The 17,591-nt window shown below is 70.6% G+C and carries 17 protein-coding genes; 4 read left to right on the top strand and 13 right to left on the bottom strand.

What is annotated here, in order from left to right; translation table 11 throughout:
- Positions 1–32: 32 nt before the first annotated feature.
- Positions 33–1,037 (bottom strand): ABC transporter permease, encoded by a 1,005-nt coding sequence (locus AB3M90_RS01285; protein ID WP_412949474.1) that lies wholly within the window; start codon positions 1,035–1,037, stop codon positions 33–35.
- A 130-nt stretch (positions 1,038–1,167) separates the two neighbouring features.
- Positions 1,168–2,841: an ABC transporter substrate-binding protein gene (locus tag AB3M90_RS01280; protein ID WP_412949473.1), complete on the bottom strand. Its 1,674-nt coding sequence runs from the start codon at positions 2,839–2,841 to the stop codon at positions 1,168–1,170.
- A 168-nt stretch (positions 2,842–3,009) separates the two neighbouring features.
- Between AB3M90_RS01280 and AB3M90_RS01275 the strand changes: the two genes are divergently transcribed.
- The gene (locus tag AB3M90_RS01275; RefSeq protein ID WP_412949472.1) at positions 3,010–3,930 is read left to right on the top strand and encodes a sugar kinase; all 921 of its coding nucleotides are present in this window, start codon (positions 3,010–3,012) and stop codon (positions 3,928–3,930) included.
- A gap of 105 nt (positions 3,931–4,035) precedes the next feature.
- On the opposite strand, the gene AB3M90_RS01270 is transcribed toward AB3M90_RS01275, so the two are convergent.
- Genes AB3M90_RS01270 through AB3M90_RS01250 form a run of 5 tightly spaced genes read right to left on the bottom strand, consistent with a single transcriptional unit; the run spans position 4,036 to position 9,534 of the window.
- Entirely contained in the window at positions 4,036–4,902 is an 867-nt protein-coding gene (locus AB3M90_RS01270; RefSeq protein WP_412949471.1) for a MurR/RpiR family transcriptional regulator, read from the bottom strand.
- Positions 4,903–4,916: 14 nt separating this feature from the next.
- Positions 4,917–6,428 (bottom strand): glycoside hydrolase family 3 N-terminal domain-containing protein, encoded by a 1,512-nt coding sequence (locus tag AB3M90_RS01265; protein ID WP_412949470.1) that lies wholly within the window; start codon positions 6,426–6,428, stop codon positions 4,917–4,919.
- Positions 6,425–7,258: a carbohydrate ABC transporter permease gene (locus AB3M90_RS01260; RefSeq protein WP_412949469.1), complete on the bottom strand. Its 834-nt coding sequence runs from the start codon at positions 7,256–7,258 to the stop codon at positions 6,425–6,427. Before AB3M90_RS01260 ends, AB3M90_RS01265 begins: the two co-directional genes overlap by 4 nt.
- Complete coding sequence (locus tag AB3M90_RS01255; RefSeq protein ID WP_412949468.1) at positions 7,255–8,229, bottom strand: carbohydrate ABC transporter permease; 975 nt, start codon at positions 8,227–8,229, stop codon at positions 7,255–7,257. The genes AB3M90_RS01260 and AB3M90_RS01255 overlap by 4 nt, the downstream gene beginning before the upstream one ends.
- Positions 8,230–8,244: 15 nt before the next feature.
- Complete coding sequence (locus AB3M90_RS01250; RefSeq protein ID WP_412949467.1) at positions 8,245–9,534, bottom strand: sugar ABC transporter substrate-binding protein; 1,290 nt, start codon at positions 9,532–9,534, stop codon at positions 8,245–8,247.
- 143 nt (positions 9,535–9,677) lie between these two features.
- Between AB3M90_RS01250 and AB3M90_RS01245 the strand changes: the two genes are divergently transcribed.
- From AB3M90_RS01245 to AB3M90_RS01235, 3 genes are all read left to right on the top strand, one after another.
- The gene (locus tag AB3M90_RS01245) at positions 9,678–10,538 is read left to right on the top strand and encodes a spermidine synthase (protein ID WP_412949466.1); all 861 of its coding nucleotides are present in this window, start codon (positions 9,678–9,680) and stop codon (positions 10,536–10,538) included.
- A gap of 605 nt (positions 10,539–11,143) precedes the next feature.
- Positions 11,144–11,671, top strand: a complete 528-nt coding sequence (locus tag AB3M90_RS01240; protein WP_412949465.1) for a hypothetical protein — start codon at positions 11,144–11,146, stop codon at positions 11,669–11,671.
- Positions 11,672–11,718: 47 nt separating this feature from the next.
- The gene (locus AB3M90_RS01235; RefSeq protein WP_412949464.1) at positions 11,719–12,207 is read left to right on the top strand and encodes a SprT-like domain-containing protein; all 489 of its coding nucleotides are present in this window, start codon (positions 11,719–11,721) and stop codon (positions 12,205–12,207) included.
- Positions 12,208–12,215: 8 nt separating this feature from the next.
- Here the strand turns inward: AB3M90_RS01235 and AB3M90_RS01230 are convergent, their stop codons facing one another.
- The 6 genes from AB3M90_RS01230 to AB3M90_RS01205 form a co-directional block, all read right to left on the bottom strand.
- Positions 12,216–12,683 (bottom strand): DUF3054 domain-containing protein, encoded by a 468-nt coding sequence (locus AB3M90_RS01230; RefSeq protein ID WP_412949462.1) that lies wholly within the window; start codon positions 12,681–12,683, stop codon positions 12,216–12,218.
- On the bottom strand, positions 12,680–13,357 hold the full coding sequence (locus tag AB3M90_RS01225; RefSeq protein WP_412949460.1) for a 2-phosphosulfolactate phosphatase: 678 nt from the start codon (positions 13,355–13,357) through the stop codon (positions 12,680–12,682). Before AB3M90_RS01225 ends, AB3M90_RS01230 begins: the two co-directional genes overlap by 4 nt.
- A 35-nt stretch (positions 13,358–13,392) precedes the next feature.
- Complete coding sequence (locus AB3M90_RS01220; protein WP_412949459.1) at positions 13,393–14,853, bottom strand: ABC transporter permease; 1,461 nt, start codon at positions 14,851–14,853, stop codon at positions 13,393–13,395.
- On the bottom strand, positions 14,850–15,611 hold the full coding sequence (locus AB3M90_RS01215; protein ID WP_412949458.1) for an ABC transporter ATP-binding protein: 762 nt from the start codon (positions 15,609–15,611) through the stop codon (positions 14,850–14,852). Before AB3M90_RS01215 ends, AB3M90_RS01220 begins: the two co-directional genes overlap by 4 nt.
- Before the next feature lie 104 nt (positions 15,612–15,715).
- Complete coding sequence (locus AB3M90_RS01210; protein ID WP_412949457.1) at positions 15,716–16,351, bottom strand: response regulator; 636 nt, start codon at positions 16,349–16,351, stop codon at positions 15,716–15,718.
- Positions 16,348–17,580: a sensor histidine kinase gene (locus AB3M90_RS01205; protein WP_412949456.1), complete on the bottom strand. Its 1,233-nt coding sequence runs from the start codon at positions 17,578–17,580 to the stop codon at positions 16,348–16,350. Before AB3M90_RS01205 ends, AB3M90_RS01210 begins: the two co-directional genes overlap by 4 nt.
- Between the last annotated feature and the right edge of the window lie 11 nt (positions 17,581–17,591).

The following is a 17,591-nucleotide window of genomic DNA, read 5'->3' as shown; positions in this document are numbered from 1 at the left end:
CGCGGACTCCTTTCGTGCGATGGAGGAGGAGATCACTGCACCCTCACTCTCGGATCGATGAAGCTGTAGGAGACGTCGACCGCCAGGTTGATCAGCGCGTACGCGATCGCGATGAAGATGATGAATCCCTGGAGCACCGGGAAGTCCCGCGTGAAGATGGCTCGCGCCAGGAACGACCCGATGCCGGGGAACGCGAACACGGTCTCGGTGAGCACCGCGCCCGAGATGAGCAGACCGGTCTGCAGACCGATCGTGGTGATGACGGGCAGCATCGCGTTGCGCAGGATGAATCGGCTGCGCAGGGTCGAGGCGCCGACGCCCTTCGCCCGTCCGGTGCGCACATAGTCGGCGTTCTGCACCTCGAGCACGCTGGCCCTCGTGATGCGGACGATGATCGCCAGCGGAATGGTGCCGAGGGCGAGCGCGGGAAGGATGAGGTGCAGGATGGCGTCCCACGAGGCGTCGAACTCGCCGGTGATGATGCCGTCCCACACGTAGAAGCCGGTGGGATGGGTGGCGTCGATCCGCGGATCCTGTCGGCCGTCGGAGGGCAGCCAGCCGAGCTGCACCGCGAAGACGTACTTCAGGATGAACGCCAGGAAGAAGACCGGAATCGTGATGCCGACGAGGCTCAGCACGACCGACGCGTGATCGGTGAACCTGCCGTGACGTCGGGCCGCCCAGTATCCCAGCGGGATGCCCACGCCGACGGCGAAGATCAGCGCTGTGACGCTCAGCTCGATGGTCGCGGGGAATCGTCGGAAGAACTCCTCCACCACGGGGCGGCTCGTCTGGATCGAGGTGCCGAAATCGCCCTGGAGCAGTCGCCCGACCCAGACGAAGTACTGCTCGATGAGCGGCTTGTCGAACCCGTAGAGCTCGTTGACCCTGGCGATCGCCTCCGGTGTCGCCTTCTCGCCGAGGAGGGCGACCGCCGGGCCGCCGGGAAGAGCCCTGACCCAGGCGAACAGCAGGATGCTGAGACCGATCAGCGTGGGGATGAGGAACAGCAGTCGCCTGCCGATGGTGCGCAGCAAAGAGATCTCCGATGATCGGATGCGGCGCCTTCACGAGCCCCTTCGACAGGCTCAGGACCCGAGTGGGTCGCTGAGCCTGTCGAAGCGCTGACAGCCCGAGACGAAGGACGCCCCGTCGGTCAGGTTGGACCTACTCGGTGAGGACGATGTCGGTGAAGACTTCGTCGTTCACGGGGCTGGCCGGGTAGCTCTTCACCCGCGGGTCGAACGCCAGTGTCGGAGCCGGGTGCGCGAGCGGCACACCGGGGATGAACTGCGCGACCTCCTCGTTGATCGCCTCGTACAGCGGGGTCTGCTCCTCGAGGCTCGGCACACCGCGTGCCTCGGCGAGCTTCTGGAACAGCTCCGGGTTGTCGAAGCCCCACTCCGAGCTCTGCTGACCGAAGAAGACGCCGACGAAGTTGTCGGTGTCGTTGTAGTCGCCGGTCCAGCCGAGGAGGTGGATGCCGTGATCGGAGGTGCCGGTGGTGCGGTCGAGGTACTCGACCCACTCCTCGGACACCGGGGTGGTCTCGACGCCGACCTCGGAGAGCTGCGACGACAGGACCGTGAAGATCTGCTCGGGGTCGGGCATGTACGGACGCGACACGTTGACCGGGTAGTTGAAGTCGAGCGCCAGCGGGTTGGACTCGTCGTAGCCCGCCTCGGCGAGCAGGGCCTTGGCCTTCTCGGGGTCGTAGTCGTACGTCGTGACTCCGTCGTTGTAGCCGTTGACCACGGGCGGCACGAACTGCGTCGCCTTCTCGGTGCCCTCGGGGAGCACCTGGCTGATCAGGGCGTCCTTGTCGATCGCGTACGAGAGGGCCTCGCGCACCTTCGGGTCCTGCAGCTCCGGCACCGCCTGGTTGAACGCCAGGTAGAGGATCGTGAACGGCGGACGCGACACCATCGTGAAGCCGTCGTCCTCGAGCGCCTTGGTGTCGGCGGGACCGACGAGGTCGTAGCCGTCGATCGAGCCGGACTCGAGCGCCTGACGGCGAGCAGTCGGGTCGTCGATGGTGCGGAAGATGATCTCGTCGACCTGCCCGGCCTCGCCCCAGTAGTCGTCGTAGGCGGTGAGCGTGACCTGCTCGCCCGGGGCCCACTCCTCGAACTGGTAGGGACCGGTGCCCACCGGGTGAGCCGTGGCGTACTCGGAGAGCTGCGGGGCCTCGGCGGTGCCGCCCACCTCGTCGGCGCCGAACTCGGACATCGCCGACGGGCTCTGCATGCCGAAGGCCGGCAGCGAGAGCGACGGGATGAATCCGGCGAAGGGCTTGTTCAGTTCGATCGTCACCGACGACTCGCCGTCGGGCGTGCACGACTTGTAGACCGCATCCGCCGGGTTCGAGGCGTAGCCCTTGAACAACTTGTTGTAGTAGTAGCCGAAGGCCTCAGACGCCGCGAGGCCGGTCCAGTTGTACCAGCGGTCGAAGTTGACGCAGACGGCCTCGGCGTTGAACGGGGTGCCGTCGTGGAACGTGACGCCCTCCTTCAGCGTGAAGGTGTGCGACATGCCGTCCTCCGACGACTCCCACGACTCGGCCAGAAGCGGCGCGGGGTCTGCGGTGCCCGGCTCGGTGCCGACGAGTCCCTCGAAGATCTGGCGGGAGACGCGGAACGTCTCGCCGTCCTGCGCGAAGGCGGGATCGAGGCTGGCCGGGTCGGACGAGGCGGCGAAGACGAAGGTGCCGTCGACGTCGCCCGAGCCCTCGGCGCCGTCGTCTCCTCGTTCGCTGGCGACGCATCCCGCGAGGACGAGCGCCGCGAGCGCCGCTCCGGTGACGGCGACGAGTCCTCGCCGCCGGCTGACTGTGTGCTGCATGGTGTGACCTTCCCTGTAGGGCGTTCCCTGCACGCGCCGGTGGCCTCTTCGCCCCGGAGCGGTGATTCCACCGACGCTACCCAGCGGAACCACAGATTCCAAACACCCGCGTGTCTCGATCCGGTATCGACGACTCCTCCCCCGGGGCGATCCGGTAGTGTCCAGATCGTGCCCGACTCCTCCCCGCTCGCCGTCTGCGTCGGGGAGGGCATGGTCGCCCTCGTCCCCCTCACCGCGCAGCCGTTGGAGGACAGTCGCACGTTCCACCGCTCCCTCGCCGGTGCGGAGTGGAACACCGCGATCGCGCTCGCCTCGGCCGGCATCCGTACCGCCGTCATCGCCCGCGTCGGCGATGACGGATTCGGACGCTTCCTCACTTCCGAGCTCGACCGGCACGACGTCGACGCCTCGGCCGTGGAGATCGACCCGGATGCTCCGACCGGACTCTACGTGAAGGAACTCGCGCCGCGCGCCGACGGTGCCGTCGAAGGCACGATGCACTACTACCGCGCGGGATCCGCCGGCGCCGCGCTGTCGCCGACCACGCTCGAATCCGCCGCGGCATCCGCACTTCTGAGCGAGGCGGCGCTCGTGCACACCTCGGGGATCACTCCGGCGCTCTCTCCGTCGGCGCGAGCGGCGCAGGAGGCGATCTTCGCGGATCGCCGCCCCGACCGCCTGGTCAGCTTCGACGTGAACTGGCGTCCGGCGCTGTGGCGCGAACGCGAAGAGGAGGGGACGACGCTGCTCGCCGACTTCGCCCGCCGGTCCGACGTGCTGTTCTGCTCCCGTCCCGACGCGCAGGCCGTGTTCGGGGCCGCCGATCCCGACGCGCTGCGCGCCCTCTTCCCCGAACCCCGCTACCTGCTGGTCACCGACTCCGGCGGCGCGGTGGCCTTCGACGGCGTGGAGCGGGCGGCGAGCGCCGCGCTCGACGTTCCGGTGGTCGAGACGATCGGTGCCGGCGACGCCTTCGCCGCGGGCTTCCTCGCCGGGGTGCTGACCGGGCTGTCGCTCCCGGGCAGCCTCGCCCGCGGGCATCGCATCGCCACGCGCGCCCTTTCGAGCACCCGCGACCACGTCGACTGACCGCTGCCCGAGCCCCGGGCTCGCCATTGGGCGGAGAACTCCGCGATGGGCGGAGCCTGGGCGCCCGGACTTCCTCCCCACGGAGAGAGGTCCTCCGGAGCGAACTCAACGGCGGCGGCGCGGAGCAGCCGCGTCGTGCGTCAGCTGCAGCGGAACGGCGACGGGCTCACCGCGGAGCTGCACCACCCGCACGAACAGCACGTCGACGAGCGCGAGCTGGGCGATGCGGCTCGACATCGCCGCCATGCGGAACGGCGACTCGTGCGCGTGGGTGAGCAGCACCACGTCGGCGGCGAGGGCCAGGGTCGAATCCGCGGCGCTGGTGACCGCGACCGCCAGCGCCCCGGCATCACGGGCGACCTCGAGCGCGCGCAGGGTCTCGAGCGTCTCACCGCCGTCCGAGAACGCGATGGCGACGTCTCCGGCGGTCCGCAGCGCGGCCGTCGTGACGGCGAGATGCGGATCGGGTGAGTGCGCCACCGAGCATCCGATCCGAGCGAGCTTCAGCTGAAGGTCCTGTGCGGTGAGCGACGACGCCGCCTGGCCGAACAGATCGATGTGGCGGGCGGCGACGACGGCCCGGGCGACCCGGTCGAGAGCCGCTGCGTCGATCGCCAGCGCCGTCTTCTCGATGGCGTCGATCTCCATGGCGGCGATCTTCGCGGCGATGGCGGGCGGCTCGTCGTCGGGATCGATGGCCGTGCTGTCGAGACCGAACCGTGCCTGCTGCGCCTGCGCCAGCGTGACCGTGCGCGCGACCGCGACGCGAAGCTCGCGGTACCCGCTGAAGCCGAGCGTCTGCGCGAATCGGGCGACCGTCGACAGCGACGTCCGGCAGAGCTTCGCCAGGTCGTTGATCGCGAGGTCGACCACCAGGGTCGGGTCGTCGAGGATCGTCTCGGCGACGCGCGACTCGGCAGCGCTCAGCTTCGGCAGCGAGCGGCGCACCAGCGCGAGAACGTCAGCGTTCATGTCGTCGGGCCCGTCTAGGCGGTGGTCGGGGTCTTCTCCGGAGGAGCGTAGCGGCCCAGGAGCAGTTCGCGCGCGATCTCCGCGCCCAGGCGGCTCGCCGCCGAGACCTCGACGGTCGGCAGCGGAAGCGGATGCCGGGCCGGCAGCCCCACGTTCACGACGACCGCCTTCGGATCGCGCGCGGCGGCACGCTCGACGAGGGCGCGCTGCGCGGCATCCGCATCGGGCCGGTCGATGAGCAGCACCGTGGTGCCCGACGCCGCGACGGCCTCGGCGATCGCGCGGTCCTGGTCGGTGATCGACGCCGTCGCCACATCGACGCGCGCGCGCGACCCGTCGACGGCGAGCGCGGCCGAGACGTAGTCGGCCGCGCTGTCGACGGCCAGGGTCGACCGTCGCCGCGCGTCGATCACGTCGAGGCGACCGGTGGGATCGGGCAGGCGGTCCGAGACCGTGACGGCGCGCCGGAGGATCGAGGCCGCGTCGTAGCCGCTGTCGGGTTCCGATCCGGTTCCGGCCCGGCTCCGCAGCTTCTCCGCGAGCGCGGCGACTCGGGCGGCGGCGTCTTCCACGCGCTCGCGCGACAGGGACCCGTCGCGCAGCGCGCGCACGATGCCGTCGCGCGCCGCGAGGAAGTCCCTCCGGTCCTGGTCGGGGAGGGCGGCGTCGCCCGGATTCGTCGGATTCCCGATGCACAGCAGGTCGGCCCCGGCGGCGAGCGCACGGGCAGCTCCCCCGCCGATGCCGACCGACTCGCGGATCGCCGCCATGTCGAGAGCGTCGGTGATGATCACGCCGTCGAAGCCCCACGAGCGCAGCATCCCTAGCACCCTCGGGTTGAGCGTGGCGGGCGCGTCCCCCCAGGCCGGCACCACGATGTGAGCCGTCATGACGGCATCCACCCCGGCTTCCACGGCCGCGCGGAACGGCTCGAGGTGCACGCGTTCGAACTCGGCGATGTCGAGCGCGATCTCGGGCAGGTCGTGGTGCGAGTCGAGGTGGGTGTCGCCGTGCCCCGGGAAGTGCTTGACGCAGGCGGCGACAGCCGCATCCTGGATGCCGTCGACCGCCGCCACCACGTGGCGGGAGACCAGGTGCTCGTCGGAGCCGAACGAACGGACGCCGATCACGGGGTTCCGCGGATCGGTGTTGACGTCGGCGACGGGGCCGAGGACCACGTTCGCGCCGACGGCGCGCACGCGTCGCGCGAGCTCGGCGCCGGTGCGCTCGGTCGCGACCAGATCGTCGAGCCCTCCGAGCTGCGCGGCACCCGGAACCGTCGACCCGGTACCGGCCTCGAGCCGGGTGACGCTGCCGCCCTCCTCGTCGACGCCGATCAGGGCGTCGGGATTCGCCGCCAGGATCGCCGCGCTGAGGTCGGCCAGCCCTGCGCCCACGTTCTGCCCGAAGTACACCACGCCGGCGAGACCGTCGCGCAGTTCGTCGATCAGCCACGCCGGCGCCTCGGTGCCGAGGAAGCCGGGCCAGAGCACGCCGTTGGCGAGTCGCTCGAGCTCGTCGGTCATCCCTTCACCGCTCCTGCGACCATGCCGGAGGCGAGACGGCGCTGCACGATCACGAAGAAGATCATGACCGGCACGGTGATGATGGTCGACGCGGCCATGATGCTGCCCCAGTCGTTGGAGTACAGGCCGAAGAACGACTTCAGTCCGATGGAGACCGTGTACTGGTCGGTCTCGGCGCCGAGGATCGTCATCGCGAAGATGAACTCGTTCCACGCGGTGATGAAGCTGAAGATGCTCGTCGCGACGAGACCCGGCATGACCAGCGGCAGCAGGATGGAGCGGAACATGCGCCACCAGCTCGCGCCGTCGATGTAGGCCGCCTCTTCGAGCTCGACCGGGACGGCCGCCACGAAGCCGCGCAGCATCCAGATGCCGAACGCCAGCGAGAGTGCCACGTACACCACCATCAGCCCCAGGATGCTGTTGAGCAGCCCGAGACTCTTGACCTGCAGGAACAGCGGGATGACGAGCGCTTCGAGCGGCACCATCTGCACGACGAGGATCATCATGAGGATGGTCGTGCGGAATGTGAAGCGGAAGCGCGCGACGGCGACCGCGGCGAGCAGGCAGACCAGGGCGCTGACCAGCACCGTCACGAGGGCCACGATCGCGGAGTTGCGCAAATAGGTGCCGAAGCCGCCCTCGGTGAGGACGAACGCGAAGTTGTCGAACGTGAACTCCTGCGGGAGCAGCGACTGCCCGCCGCTGGAGGCCTTCTTGTCGAAGGCGCTCGACACCATCCAGTAGACCGGGAACAGGGTGAAGATCAGAACGGCGGCGACCGCGATGCCGATGCCGATGCGCGAGCGGAGGGATGCGCGGGGGTTCACAGCTCGTCCTCCTTCATGAGCGACCGGATGTAGACGATCGTGATGCCGATCAGCACGAGCGTGAGCAGCACAGCGAGCGCGGCGCCGAAGCCGTAGCGGTTCTGCCCGAACGACTCGACGTACGACCACACGCCCAGATTGAGGACCGAGCGGTTGCCGCCCGAGCCGCCGGGCATCAGGTACACCTGCGCGAAGACCTTGAAGTCCCAGATGGTCGACAGGATGATGACGACCGAGAAGACCGGCTTGAGGGTGGGGAAGATGATCTTCCAGAATCGGCGCCAGGCGCCGGCGCCGTCGAGCGCGGCGGCCTCGAGCATCTCCTTCGAGACGCCGAGGAGCCCCGCCAGCACCGTGATGGCCACGAACGGGAAGCCGTGGTGCACCACGTTGAGGAGGACGATCGCGTAGAAGGTCCACTGGTTCGTGAACCAGTTGACGGGATCGTCCATCAGACCGAGATCACGGAGCACGCTGTTGAAGATGCCGCGGTCGGCATCGAAGATGAAGGTCCAGACGTAGGTGCCGGTCACGGCGGGCATCGCCCAGGCGACCATGATGCAGCTGGAGACGATGACGCGCCACGTGGTGCCGAGACGGGCCAGGAGCAGCGCGACGAGGGTGCCGACCGCGACGGTGGCGAACACCGCGACGGCGGCGAAGCCGACCGTGTTCGGCAGCACGACCGTCCACAGCGTCGGGTCGGTGACCGCCTCGACGTAGTTCTCGAGACCGATCCAGTTGTACTCGCCCGTGTTGATCTCGCGCAGACCGTAGTCCTGCAGCGAGTAGACGAACACCTGGACGAGCGGCCACAGCATGAGCACCGCGAGGATGGCCAGCCCGGGCGCGAGGAGGAGCCACGGGCGGGCCGCGACGATCGAGAGACCGCGTCGCGACCGCCCGCCGGCCACGGAGGCGGAGGAGGACTCCGCCTTCGTGGCCGGCAGCGGCGGTTGCACCATCGTCATGACGAGGAGACGTCCTTACTGGTTGAGCAGGTCGGTCATCTCGGCGGCGGCATCCTTCGTCGCGGTGGCGACGTCCTTCTGCCCGCTGAGGATCGCCTGGATCATCGCGTTGGTCGTCTTCTTCGCCTGCACGGCGCCGAAGTTCGGGGTGACGGGGACGGATGCTCCGCCGTCGACCATCTGCTCGGCGAAGGGCGCGACGAGCGGGTCGGTCGAGGCCAGCGCCTCCTCCATCGCCGACTGGACGCCGGGGAAGTAGCCGGTCTCGTTCGACCACTGCTCGGCGAACTCGCCGGTGGTCATGAGCTGGACGAACTCCCACGCGAGGTCGGCGTTCTCCGTGGTGTTGAACACCGACAGGTGCGATCCGCCGAGAACCGACGGGGCGATGCCGCCGTCTTCACCGGGGATGACCGCCGCGCCGATCTTGCCCTCGAGGTCGGGGTTGGCCTCGACAAGCGCCTTCGGCGTCCACGATCCCGACAGCATCATCGCGACGTTGCCCTGCGTGAAGGCGTCGCGGAGATCGGTCTCCTTCCAGGTGGTGGCGCCGGCCGACGAGAAGCCGTGCTCGGTGGCGAGGCCGGTGTAGAACTCGATGCCGGCCTGCGATTCGGCGCTGTCCAGCTCGCTGGTCCACTCGCCGCCGTCCTGCGTGGCGATCTCGCCACCGGCGCCCCACACCCACGGGTACACCTGGAACTCGGCGTCGCCCGGGACCGGGAACGGCAGCATCTCGGGCTTGGCCGCCTTGATGGCCTCACCGGCGGCGATGATGTCGTCCCAGGTCTTCGGGGCCTCGAGACCGAGCTCCTCGAACACGTCGGTGCGGTAGACGATCGAGCGGACGCCCGCGTACCACGGCATGCCGTAGAGCGCGTCGTCGTAGGTGCCGGCGACGGCGAGGCCCTCGACGAGGTCGTCGCGCAGGCCCTTCTCGGCGTCGACGTACTCGTCGAGGGGCTCGAGCGCCCCCGCGTCGGCGAACTCAGCGGTCCAGGTGGTGCCGGTCTCGGCGATGTCGGGGGTGGTGCCGCCCGCGATCGAGGTCACGAACCGGTCGTGGGCGTCGGCCCACTGGATCTCCTCGATGGTGACCGTGGCTCCGGTCTCCTCTTCGAAGGCCTCGGAGACCTTGTCGTAGAACGCGGTGGCGTCGGGGTTGGTGCCCTTCATGATCCAGACGGTGAGCTCCTGGCCCTCTCCGTCGGTGCTGCCGCCGTCGGTGCTTCCGCCGGCGCAGGCCGCGAGGCCCAGCGTGGCCGCGGCGCCCAGCGCCACGACCGGAAGAATGCGCTTGTGCATCAGGGATCTCCTCTTCGAAATGTCTCCGGGCGGCATCGGCTGCCCCGGATAGGAAAAAGTATCCACGACTAACTAATTCGCTGCAAGTTACTCTCATATTCGTCACGCGCCCGTAACATCGCCTCCCCCGTAGGCTCGAGACCATGGGACGGGCGCGATCGAGAGACACCGAGCATCCGCAGACCCGCCTCGACCACGGCGGTATCGCGAGCGTCGTGCCGTCGGAGTTCGGAGGCGGATTCGAGCTCGTCGTCGACGGCACCCCCCAGTCGCACGTCGACCTCGAGGACCCGACCCACCTGCACTTCGAGTACGTCGTGCGCATGGGTGCTGTGATCGATCAGCTGCCCCCGGGGCCGCTCACCGCCGTGCACCTCGGAGCGGGAGCGCTCACCCTCCCGCGCTACGTCGAGGCGACTCGGCCGGGCTCACGGCAGCAGGTGATCGAGCTCGAGGCGCCGCTGGTCGCGCTCGTCCGCGAGCATCTGCCGCTTCCGCGCGGCGCCGGCATCCGCATCCGCATCGGCGACGCGCGCGAGGGGGTGGGCCGACTGCCGGCGGCGCTGCGGGCGCAGTGCGATCTCGTGGTGTCGGACGTGTACTCGGGCGCCCAGACGCCCGCGCACCTGACGAGCCTCGAGTTCTACCGAGAGGTCGCGGCGCTCCTCACCCCGGCGGGCGTGCTGCTCGTCAACGTCGCCGACGGACCCGGGCTGGCCTTCGCCCGCCGACAGGCCGCGACCATCGCCCAGGTGCTGCCGGAGATCGGCATCCTCGCCGACACCCAAGTGCTCAAGGGGCGGCGCTTCGGCAATCTGGTCGTCGCGGCATCCGCCTCTCCCCTCCCCACCGAATGGCTGCCGCGGATGCTCGCCGCCGGCCCCCACCCCGCGAAGATCGCCCAGGGCGCCGAAGTGCGCGACTTCGTGCAGGGAGCGCGCATCGTCACCGACGGCGACGCCACCGCTTCCCCGCGCCCCGACGCCTCGCTCTTCCTGCGCTGACGCCCGGCCCGGCGCGGTGCGGTCCGGTCACGTCCGGTCCGGCTACACCCGCTGAAAGAAGGAACACGCCGGTAAGAAGACCCCGCGCCCGGCGTGTTCCTCCCCCGAGCGACCGAGGCGACGGACGGACGCACCGGCCCGTCCCGGTCACCCCCGCCGAAAGAAGGAACACGCCGGCAACAAGGCCCCGGGCCCGGCGTGTTCCTCCCCCGAGCAACCCGGCCGCGGACGGTCGCACCGGCCCGTCCCGGTCACCCCCGCCGAAAGAAGGAACACGCCGGTAACAAGGCCCCGCGCCCGGCGTGTTCCTCCCCCGAGCAACCCGGCCGCGGACGGACGCGCCGGGCCGTCCCGGCCACCCCGCCGAAAGAAGGAACACGCCGGTAAGAGGGCCCCGCGCCCGGCGTGTTCCTCCCCCGAGCGACCGAGGCGAGCGGGCGGGCGAGCCGGCGAGACGAGCGAGCGCGGGCGAGGCGAGGCGAGCGGGCGAGGCGAGCCGAGCGGGGCGAGACGGAACGAGGTCGGATGCCGCGGGCAGGGCGCGCCGCCCCGACGACGAGGCCCCCGCCGGGCAGACTGGACGGGGACGCTGCGGAAGGAGAGCGATGAGTTACATCCAGGGATACGACCAGGAGACCCTCCGCGAGCTGGTCGATGCCGGCGAATGCGCGGCGCGCCTCGCGGAGATCGAGTCGCAGCGGAGTCTTCCCGCGCTTCTCGAGCGCGTGTGGCTGCTGAAGGTGCTCGGCCGTCTCGATGAGGCGCTCGTGCTCGCCGACGAGACCGTGCGCCAGGCGCGGATGGCCGGAACGCGGAAGGACGTGCTCCGAGCGCGGGTGCTGCACGCGACGATCCTGCAGTATCGCGGCGCCCACGCCGCTGCCGAGCAGGAGCTCGCGACCTGCGCCGACGAGGCGGAGGGACAGCGGTGGCTGTCGATCGCCGCGTTCGCCCATCACCATCACGGCAAGAACGCCTACGACGCCGGCGACTACGAGACCGCGCGCGAGAGCTTCAAGCGCTCGCTGTTCCTGCGGCGCGAGGCCGGTGCCGAGGACCGCGACCTCGAGACGGCGCTCCTCGCGATCGAGGCCGCCGAGCGTCGACGCTCGACGCAGCTCGTGGCGGGGTGAGCCGACCGACTCATCCCGGTGTCGGTGGCATGGCTTAGCCTGAGCGCATGGCGGAACTCGACCGTGTGCGCATCTGGGGTGAGGCGCTGATCCGGATGCACCTCGACGACAGCTGGTCGTTCGACTTCGACCATGCGAAGCGTCGGGCCGGGCTCTGCGACTATTCGAAGAAGCGCATCACGGTGTCGCGGTACCTCGCAGCGCGCTTCGACGACGACGAGATCCATCAGGTGCTGCTGCACGAGGTCGCGCACGCGCTCGCGGGTCACACCGCCGCGCACGGTCCGTCATGGAAGCGCATCGCCCGCGACCTCGGCTACGTCGGCGGCACCACGCACCGGGGCGAGACAGCCGTCGAGCTGGCGCCCTGGGTGGGTCGATGCCCGTCCGGGCATGTGACCTATCGTCACCGCCGCCCCACGCGGGCGACCTCGTGCGCACGGTGCTCCCGCACGTTCGATCCGCGGCACGTGTTCGCCTGGACCCGGCGGGAGATCACCAGCGAGACGCGGCTCGCCGCGCAGGTGTCGCGCTGATCGACCGATCAGCCGTTCGCCCCGCCCGAGTCCGCCCCGCCGGACCCCGCCCCGCCGGACCCCGCCCCGCCCGAGTCCGCCCCGCCCGAGTCCGCCCCGCCCTCCCCTGCAGTGCGCGTCCCCCGACGACGTCGCAGCAGCGCGGCCACCCCGCGCCACCCGAGCAGCAGCACACCGACGACGATGGTCGCGACCACGATGAACGGTGCTTCGGCCGTGTCGCCGCTGGCGACGCGCACCAGCATCCCGCCGCCGACCGTCACGACCCACACGACGACGCCCCAGAGCAGAGACCACGGCCGCCGCGGTCTGCCCGGCAGCAGCGCCGCGACGAGGTGTCCCGCCAGCAGCGCCACGAGGAAGGGCCACGCGGTGAGCAGGAAGCCGCCCGGATCCTCATCATGAGAGGCGCGACCGATCGCGGCGAACACGAGCACGAAGACGGCGTCGCCGACGACGGCGGGAAGGAACCTCATCGGTCGACGGCCCGCCGCTCGAAGCGCGTGAACACTCCCTCGCGCAGCACGGGCACGACGTCGAGCGCGTCGAGCTCGGCGGCATCCTTCGTGGTCGTGGGCTCCAGGCCGGATGCCTCCATTCGTGTCGTCGCCTCGACGCCGGCGTCGATCTCCCGTGCTGATCCGCTCGCGCTCAACAGATGCCGCAGCGCCCGCCGCAGGGCGCGGAAGCCCTCGGCGGCCACGGCCGCATCGGGCGCGGTATGGTCGATGCCCAGATCGGTGAGGGCTGCGACGATCGCCCCGGCGCCGAGCTGATCCTCGACGGCGAAGCGCACTCCGCCCGCGGCATCCGTCTCGCCGGCTGCGATGATCGCGACCGAGGTTCTCGCCTGACGCTCCTCCTGCACGGCCTGGATCGCCCGCGCGACGGCCGAGGCGTTGCGGAGGCCGCCCAGAAGCACCGTGGCCGTGGGCGCGGCGGCGGCGGCGAGCGCCGCCCCGTTGCGCGACCACGTGAGCGAGTCGGCCAGGGCCACCTCGTTACCGGATGCGACGGCGTCGGTCACCGTCGACGAGAACCGCAGCACGTCGACCACCACGACGATGTCGGCGGGAGCCAGGCGGTCGAGACCCGCGGCACCCCAGTCGAGGCGGACCTGATACGTGGACTGATCGAACGGTGACGGCATCCGACCAGCCTAGAGGCGACCCGCCCGCGACGGGATCAGTCCGCGGCGAGCGCTTCCACGGGAGCGATGCGCGTCGCCAGACGCGTCGGCGTCGCGGCGGCCACGAGGGTGAGCACCGCCGTGGCGACGACGATGATCGCGACCGGCACCCACGGCACCTGCGGCACCACCAACCCCGCCGGCTCGAAGTCGGGCAGCGTCGGAACGGCGCCCAAGAGCGACTGCGCCGCGATCCACCCATAGGTGATGCCGAGCACGAGTCCGGTGAGGGTGGCCGCCACCGTGATGTGCGTGGCCTCCAGAAGCACCATGCGACGCACCTGGGCGTTCGAGAGGCCGATCGACCGCAGCAGGCCGAGCTCGCGGCGCCTCTGCACCACGCCGATCGTGAGCAGGTTGACCAGACCGACCGCGGCGATCACCGCCGACACCGCGACCAGCACCATCATGATGGCGGCGAACGCGTCGAACGGGGCGAAGAACTCCGGCGGGATGTCGTCGGTCGTCTGGCGCATCATCAGCCCCTTGGCCGATTCGAGCGCGACGGCGAACATGGTGACCAGCGTCACGCCCATGACGACGCCGATCGCCATGCGCGAGGAGCGCTCGGGATAGCGCAGTGCATTCTCGGCCGCGAGGCGGGCGGTGGCGCTCGAGCCGAGGAGGCGTCCGACCAGGCGCAGGACGGGCGGCATGAACATCACCGCTCCGAGCGCGAGTCCGGTGAACGAGAGGATGCCGCCGAAGAAGGCCACCGCCACGCCGACAGGACTCACGAGTCCGATGACGACCCCGCCCGCGAGCAGCACCGCACCGCTGATGAAGAGCACCCACGCGCCGACGTGCCGGCTGCGGCGGCCTGCGACCTCGTCATGGGCGCGATCGACCGATCCGCCGAGGGCCTGCAGCGGCGTCACGGTCAGCACCCGTCGCGATCCGGCCCAGGCTGCGGCCCAGGTGGTGAGGGCGACCCCGATGACCGGCAGGGCGATGAACGGCTGGGCGAGGGAGAAGCCCGACGGATCGCCGTCGATGAGCTGGGCACCGATGTGCACGCCCACGGCGGCCAGCACGAGGGCGGTCAGCAGACCGAGGAGCGCGCCGATCACCCCGACGACCAGTCCCTGGCGGCCGACCTCGGCGCGCTGCGAGCGGGCGCTGGCGCCGATGAGACGCAGCAGGGCGATCTGCCGCGTGCGCCCGGCGATGATCGTGGCGAACGTGTTCGCGGTCACGATCGCGGCGACGTAGATCGCCACGGCCGTCAGGAGCACCGAGAGCAGCCCGACCACGAAGGCGAGCGTGCCGCTGTCGCCGATGAACGGATCGGCCTGGAGCACCGCCGCGATGTAGGCGGTGACCTCGACGAGGATGACACCGAAGGCGGCCGAGAGCGCCGCCACGAGGATGCTGGCCCCCATGCCGCGGTCGCGGAGCCACGCGAGGCGAGGACCGGCGGCTCTCGTCGCGGGCACGGCGGTCGCGACGGCGGTCATGCCGCCACCTCGGTGGCCAGCATGTACGCCGAGATCTGCTCGGCGGTCTGACGCGGGTGATCGGCGACGATGCGGCCGTCGCCGAGATACAGCACGCGGTCGGCGTGGCTCGCGGCGACGGCATCGTGCGTGACCATCGCGATCGACTGGCCGTGCTCGCGGCTGGCCGTGGCGAGCAGTTGCAGCACCTCGCGCCCCGTCTGCGAGTCGAGGTTCCCGGTGGGCTCGTCGGCGAAGACGAGGTCGGGGGCGGTGGCGAGGGCGCGGGCGATCGCGACCCGCTGCTGCTGCCCGCCGGACAGCTGGTGCGGGCGATGGCTCAGTCGCGAACCGAGGCCGAGCGTCTGGATGAGTCCGTCGATGCGCGCGCGCTCGGTCACACTCGGACGACGACCGTCGAGCTCGAACGGGAGCATGATGTTCCCCAGGGCGTCGAGGGTGGGCACGAGGTTGAACGCCTGGAAGATGAAGCCGACGCGACGTCGGCGGAGGATCGTGAGTTCGAGGTCGCCGAGACCCGTGATCTCGGTGTCTCCGATCCAGACCCGCCCCTCCGTGGGGCCGTCGAGGCCGGCCATGATGTGCATCAGTGTCGACTTGCCCGAGCCCGACGGTCCCATGATCGCCGTGAACTGCCCGCGACGGATGCCGACGCTGACGTCGTCGAGCGCACGAACGGTCCCCTCGCCCGAGCCGTAGGTCTTCTTCAGGTGCTGCACGCGGGCGGCGAGCCCGAGGTCGGTGGTCGTGATCTCCATGACATCGACGCTATTTCCGCGACCCGGCGCCGCGCGTCGGCCGAGGGACGCATCCGCGTACATCGGAAGGATGATCGCGCACGGCGTCGGATCGGCGGATGCCGTCAGACGAGGCCGTGCTCGAACGCGAACACGACGAGCTGCACCCGATCCCGCAGTGCGAGCTTGGTCAGGATGCGGCTGATGTGCGTCTTCACCGTGGCCTCGCTCAGGAACTCCCGCCCGGCGATCTCGGCGTTGGACAGTCCGCGGGCGGCGAGCGCGAAGATCTCCTTCTCCCGATCGGTCAGGTCGGCGAAGTGCGACGGCACGGGCTTGGGCGCGGCGGCGAAATGCGCGAACAGTTCGCGGGTGGCGGCGGCCGCGATCACGCTCGACCCGGAGTTCACGGTGCGGATCGCCGCCAGCAGGAACTCCGGGTCGGCGTCCTTGAGCAGGAAGCCGCTCGCTCCCTGCCGGATCGCGCGCGCGGCCGCCTCGTCGAGGTCGAACGTCGTGAGCATGACGATGCGGGGCGGGTCGGGCCGCGCGAGGATCTCGGCGGTGGCGGTGAGGCCGTCCATCACCGGCATCCGGATGTCCATCAGCACCACGTCGGGCCGCGTGCTGCGCACGACCTCGATCGCCTCCTGCCCGTTGCCCGCCTCGCCCACGACCTCGAGGTCGGGCTGCGAGGCGACGAGCATGCGGATGCCGGCGCGGAACAGCGCCTGGTCATCGACGAGGACGACTCTGATCATCGCGCCTCTCCCCGCTCGTTCATCTGCAGCAGGTCGAGGGAGCCGGCGCCGTCGACCGAGGCCCCGATGGGGAGGGAACCCTCGACGACGAACTGCCCGCCACGGCGTTCGGCGCGCAGGACGCCGCCGACCAGCTGCGCCCGCTCGCGCATGCCGATCAGCCCGTGGCCGTCGGTCGACCCGGTCGCGTCACCGTCGACCGTGTTGCGCACGACGATGTCGACGCGCTCCGGCAACCAGGCCAGGTGCACGTGGACGGTGCCGTCGCCGTGTCGGATGGCGTTGGTCAGCGCCTCCTGCAGGATGCGGTACACCGCGAGCTGGATCGCTCCGGGCGGCTCGCCCGGCGGCATGGGGTCGACGGTGACGAACGGTTCGACGCCGGCCTGGCGCACCTGGGCGAACAGCGTCTCGAGGTCGGCGAGCGTGGGCTGTGGTCCGTCGCCCTGGCGGTGACGGAGCTGGGTGAGCAGCATCCGCACGTCGCTGAGGGCGGCGCGGGCCGTCTGCGCGATCGTTCCGAGCGCCTCGGAGGCCATCTCGGGCTTCACCGCCGCGGCGTATCGGGCGCCGTCGGCCTGCGCGATGACGACCGCGAGCGAGTGGGCGACGACGTCGTGCATGTCGCGTGCGATGCGCACCCGCTCCTGCTCCTCGGCGGCGAGCGACTCGGCCTGCAGCTGTGCCGTGCGGGTGCGTCTCGCCCTCAGCACGACGCGCCACAGCAGACCGCAGACCCAGGAGAACCCGAGCGCGAGCACGGCGACGAGCAGCAGCAGCACGCCGGTGTTCAGCTGCTCCCACCCGATGCCGGGGCCGAACGAGACGCCCTCGATGAGAACCATGTAGGCGGCCGCGACCGCGCCGCCCAGCAGCACCGAGCCGAATCCCCACCAGAGCTCGCGATGCGTGCCCCAGGCGGCCGTCGCGTACAGGACGAGGAGGATGGCGACGTCGATCGGCAGCGGGCCGAATCCGACCGACATCTGCACGATCGCTCCCGCCCAGGCGGCGGCGAGAGCCAGACCGGGGGCGAGGCGCCCGATGGCGACGCCGCCGAACATGAGGACGCCCGCGAGAAGGACTCCGCCGACGCTCGTCCCCTGCACCACCGAGCCGCCGGTGCTCGGACCGTACAGCACGATCGACACCGGAGCGAGGACGAGGAAGAGCAGCACCGCCCCGACGATGTCGAGGATCAGCGCCGCGCGCGAGAGCGGGCGGATCACTTCTCCCACGC

The organism is Microbacterium martis (genome assembly GCF_047246685.1).
Classification (GTDB): Bacteria; Actinomycetota; Actinomycetes; order Actinomycetales; family Microbacteriaceae; genus Microbacterium.
This window is presented reverse-complemented; position numbering and strand designations above follow the sequence as displayed.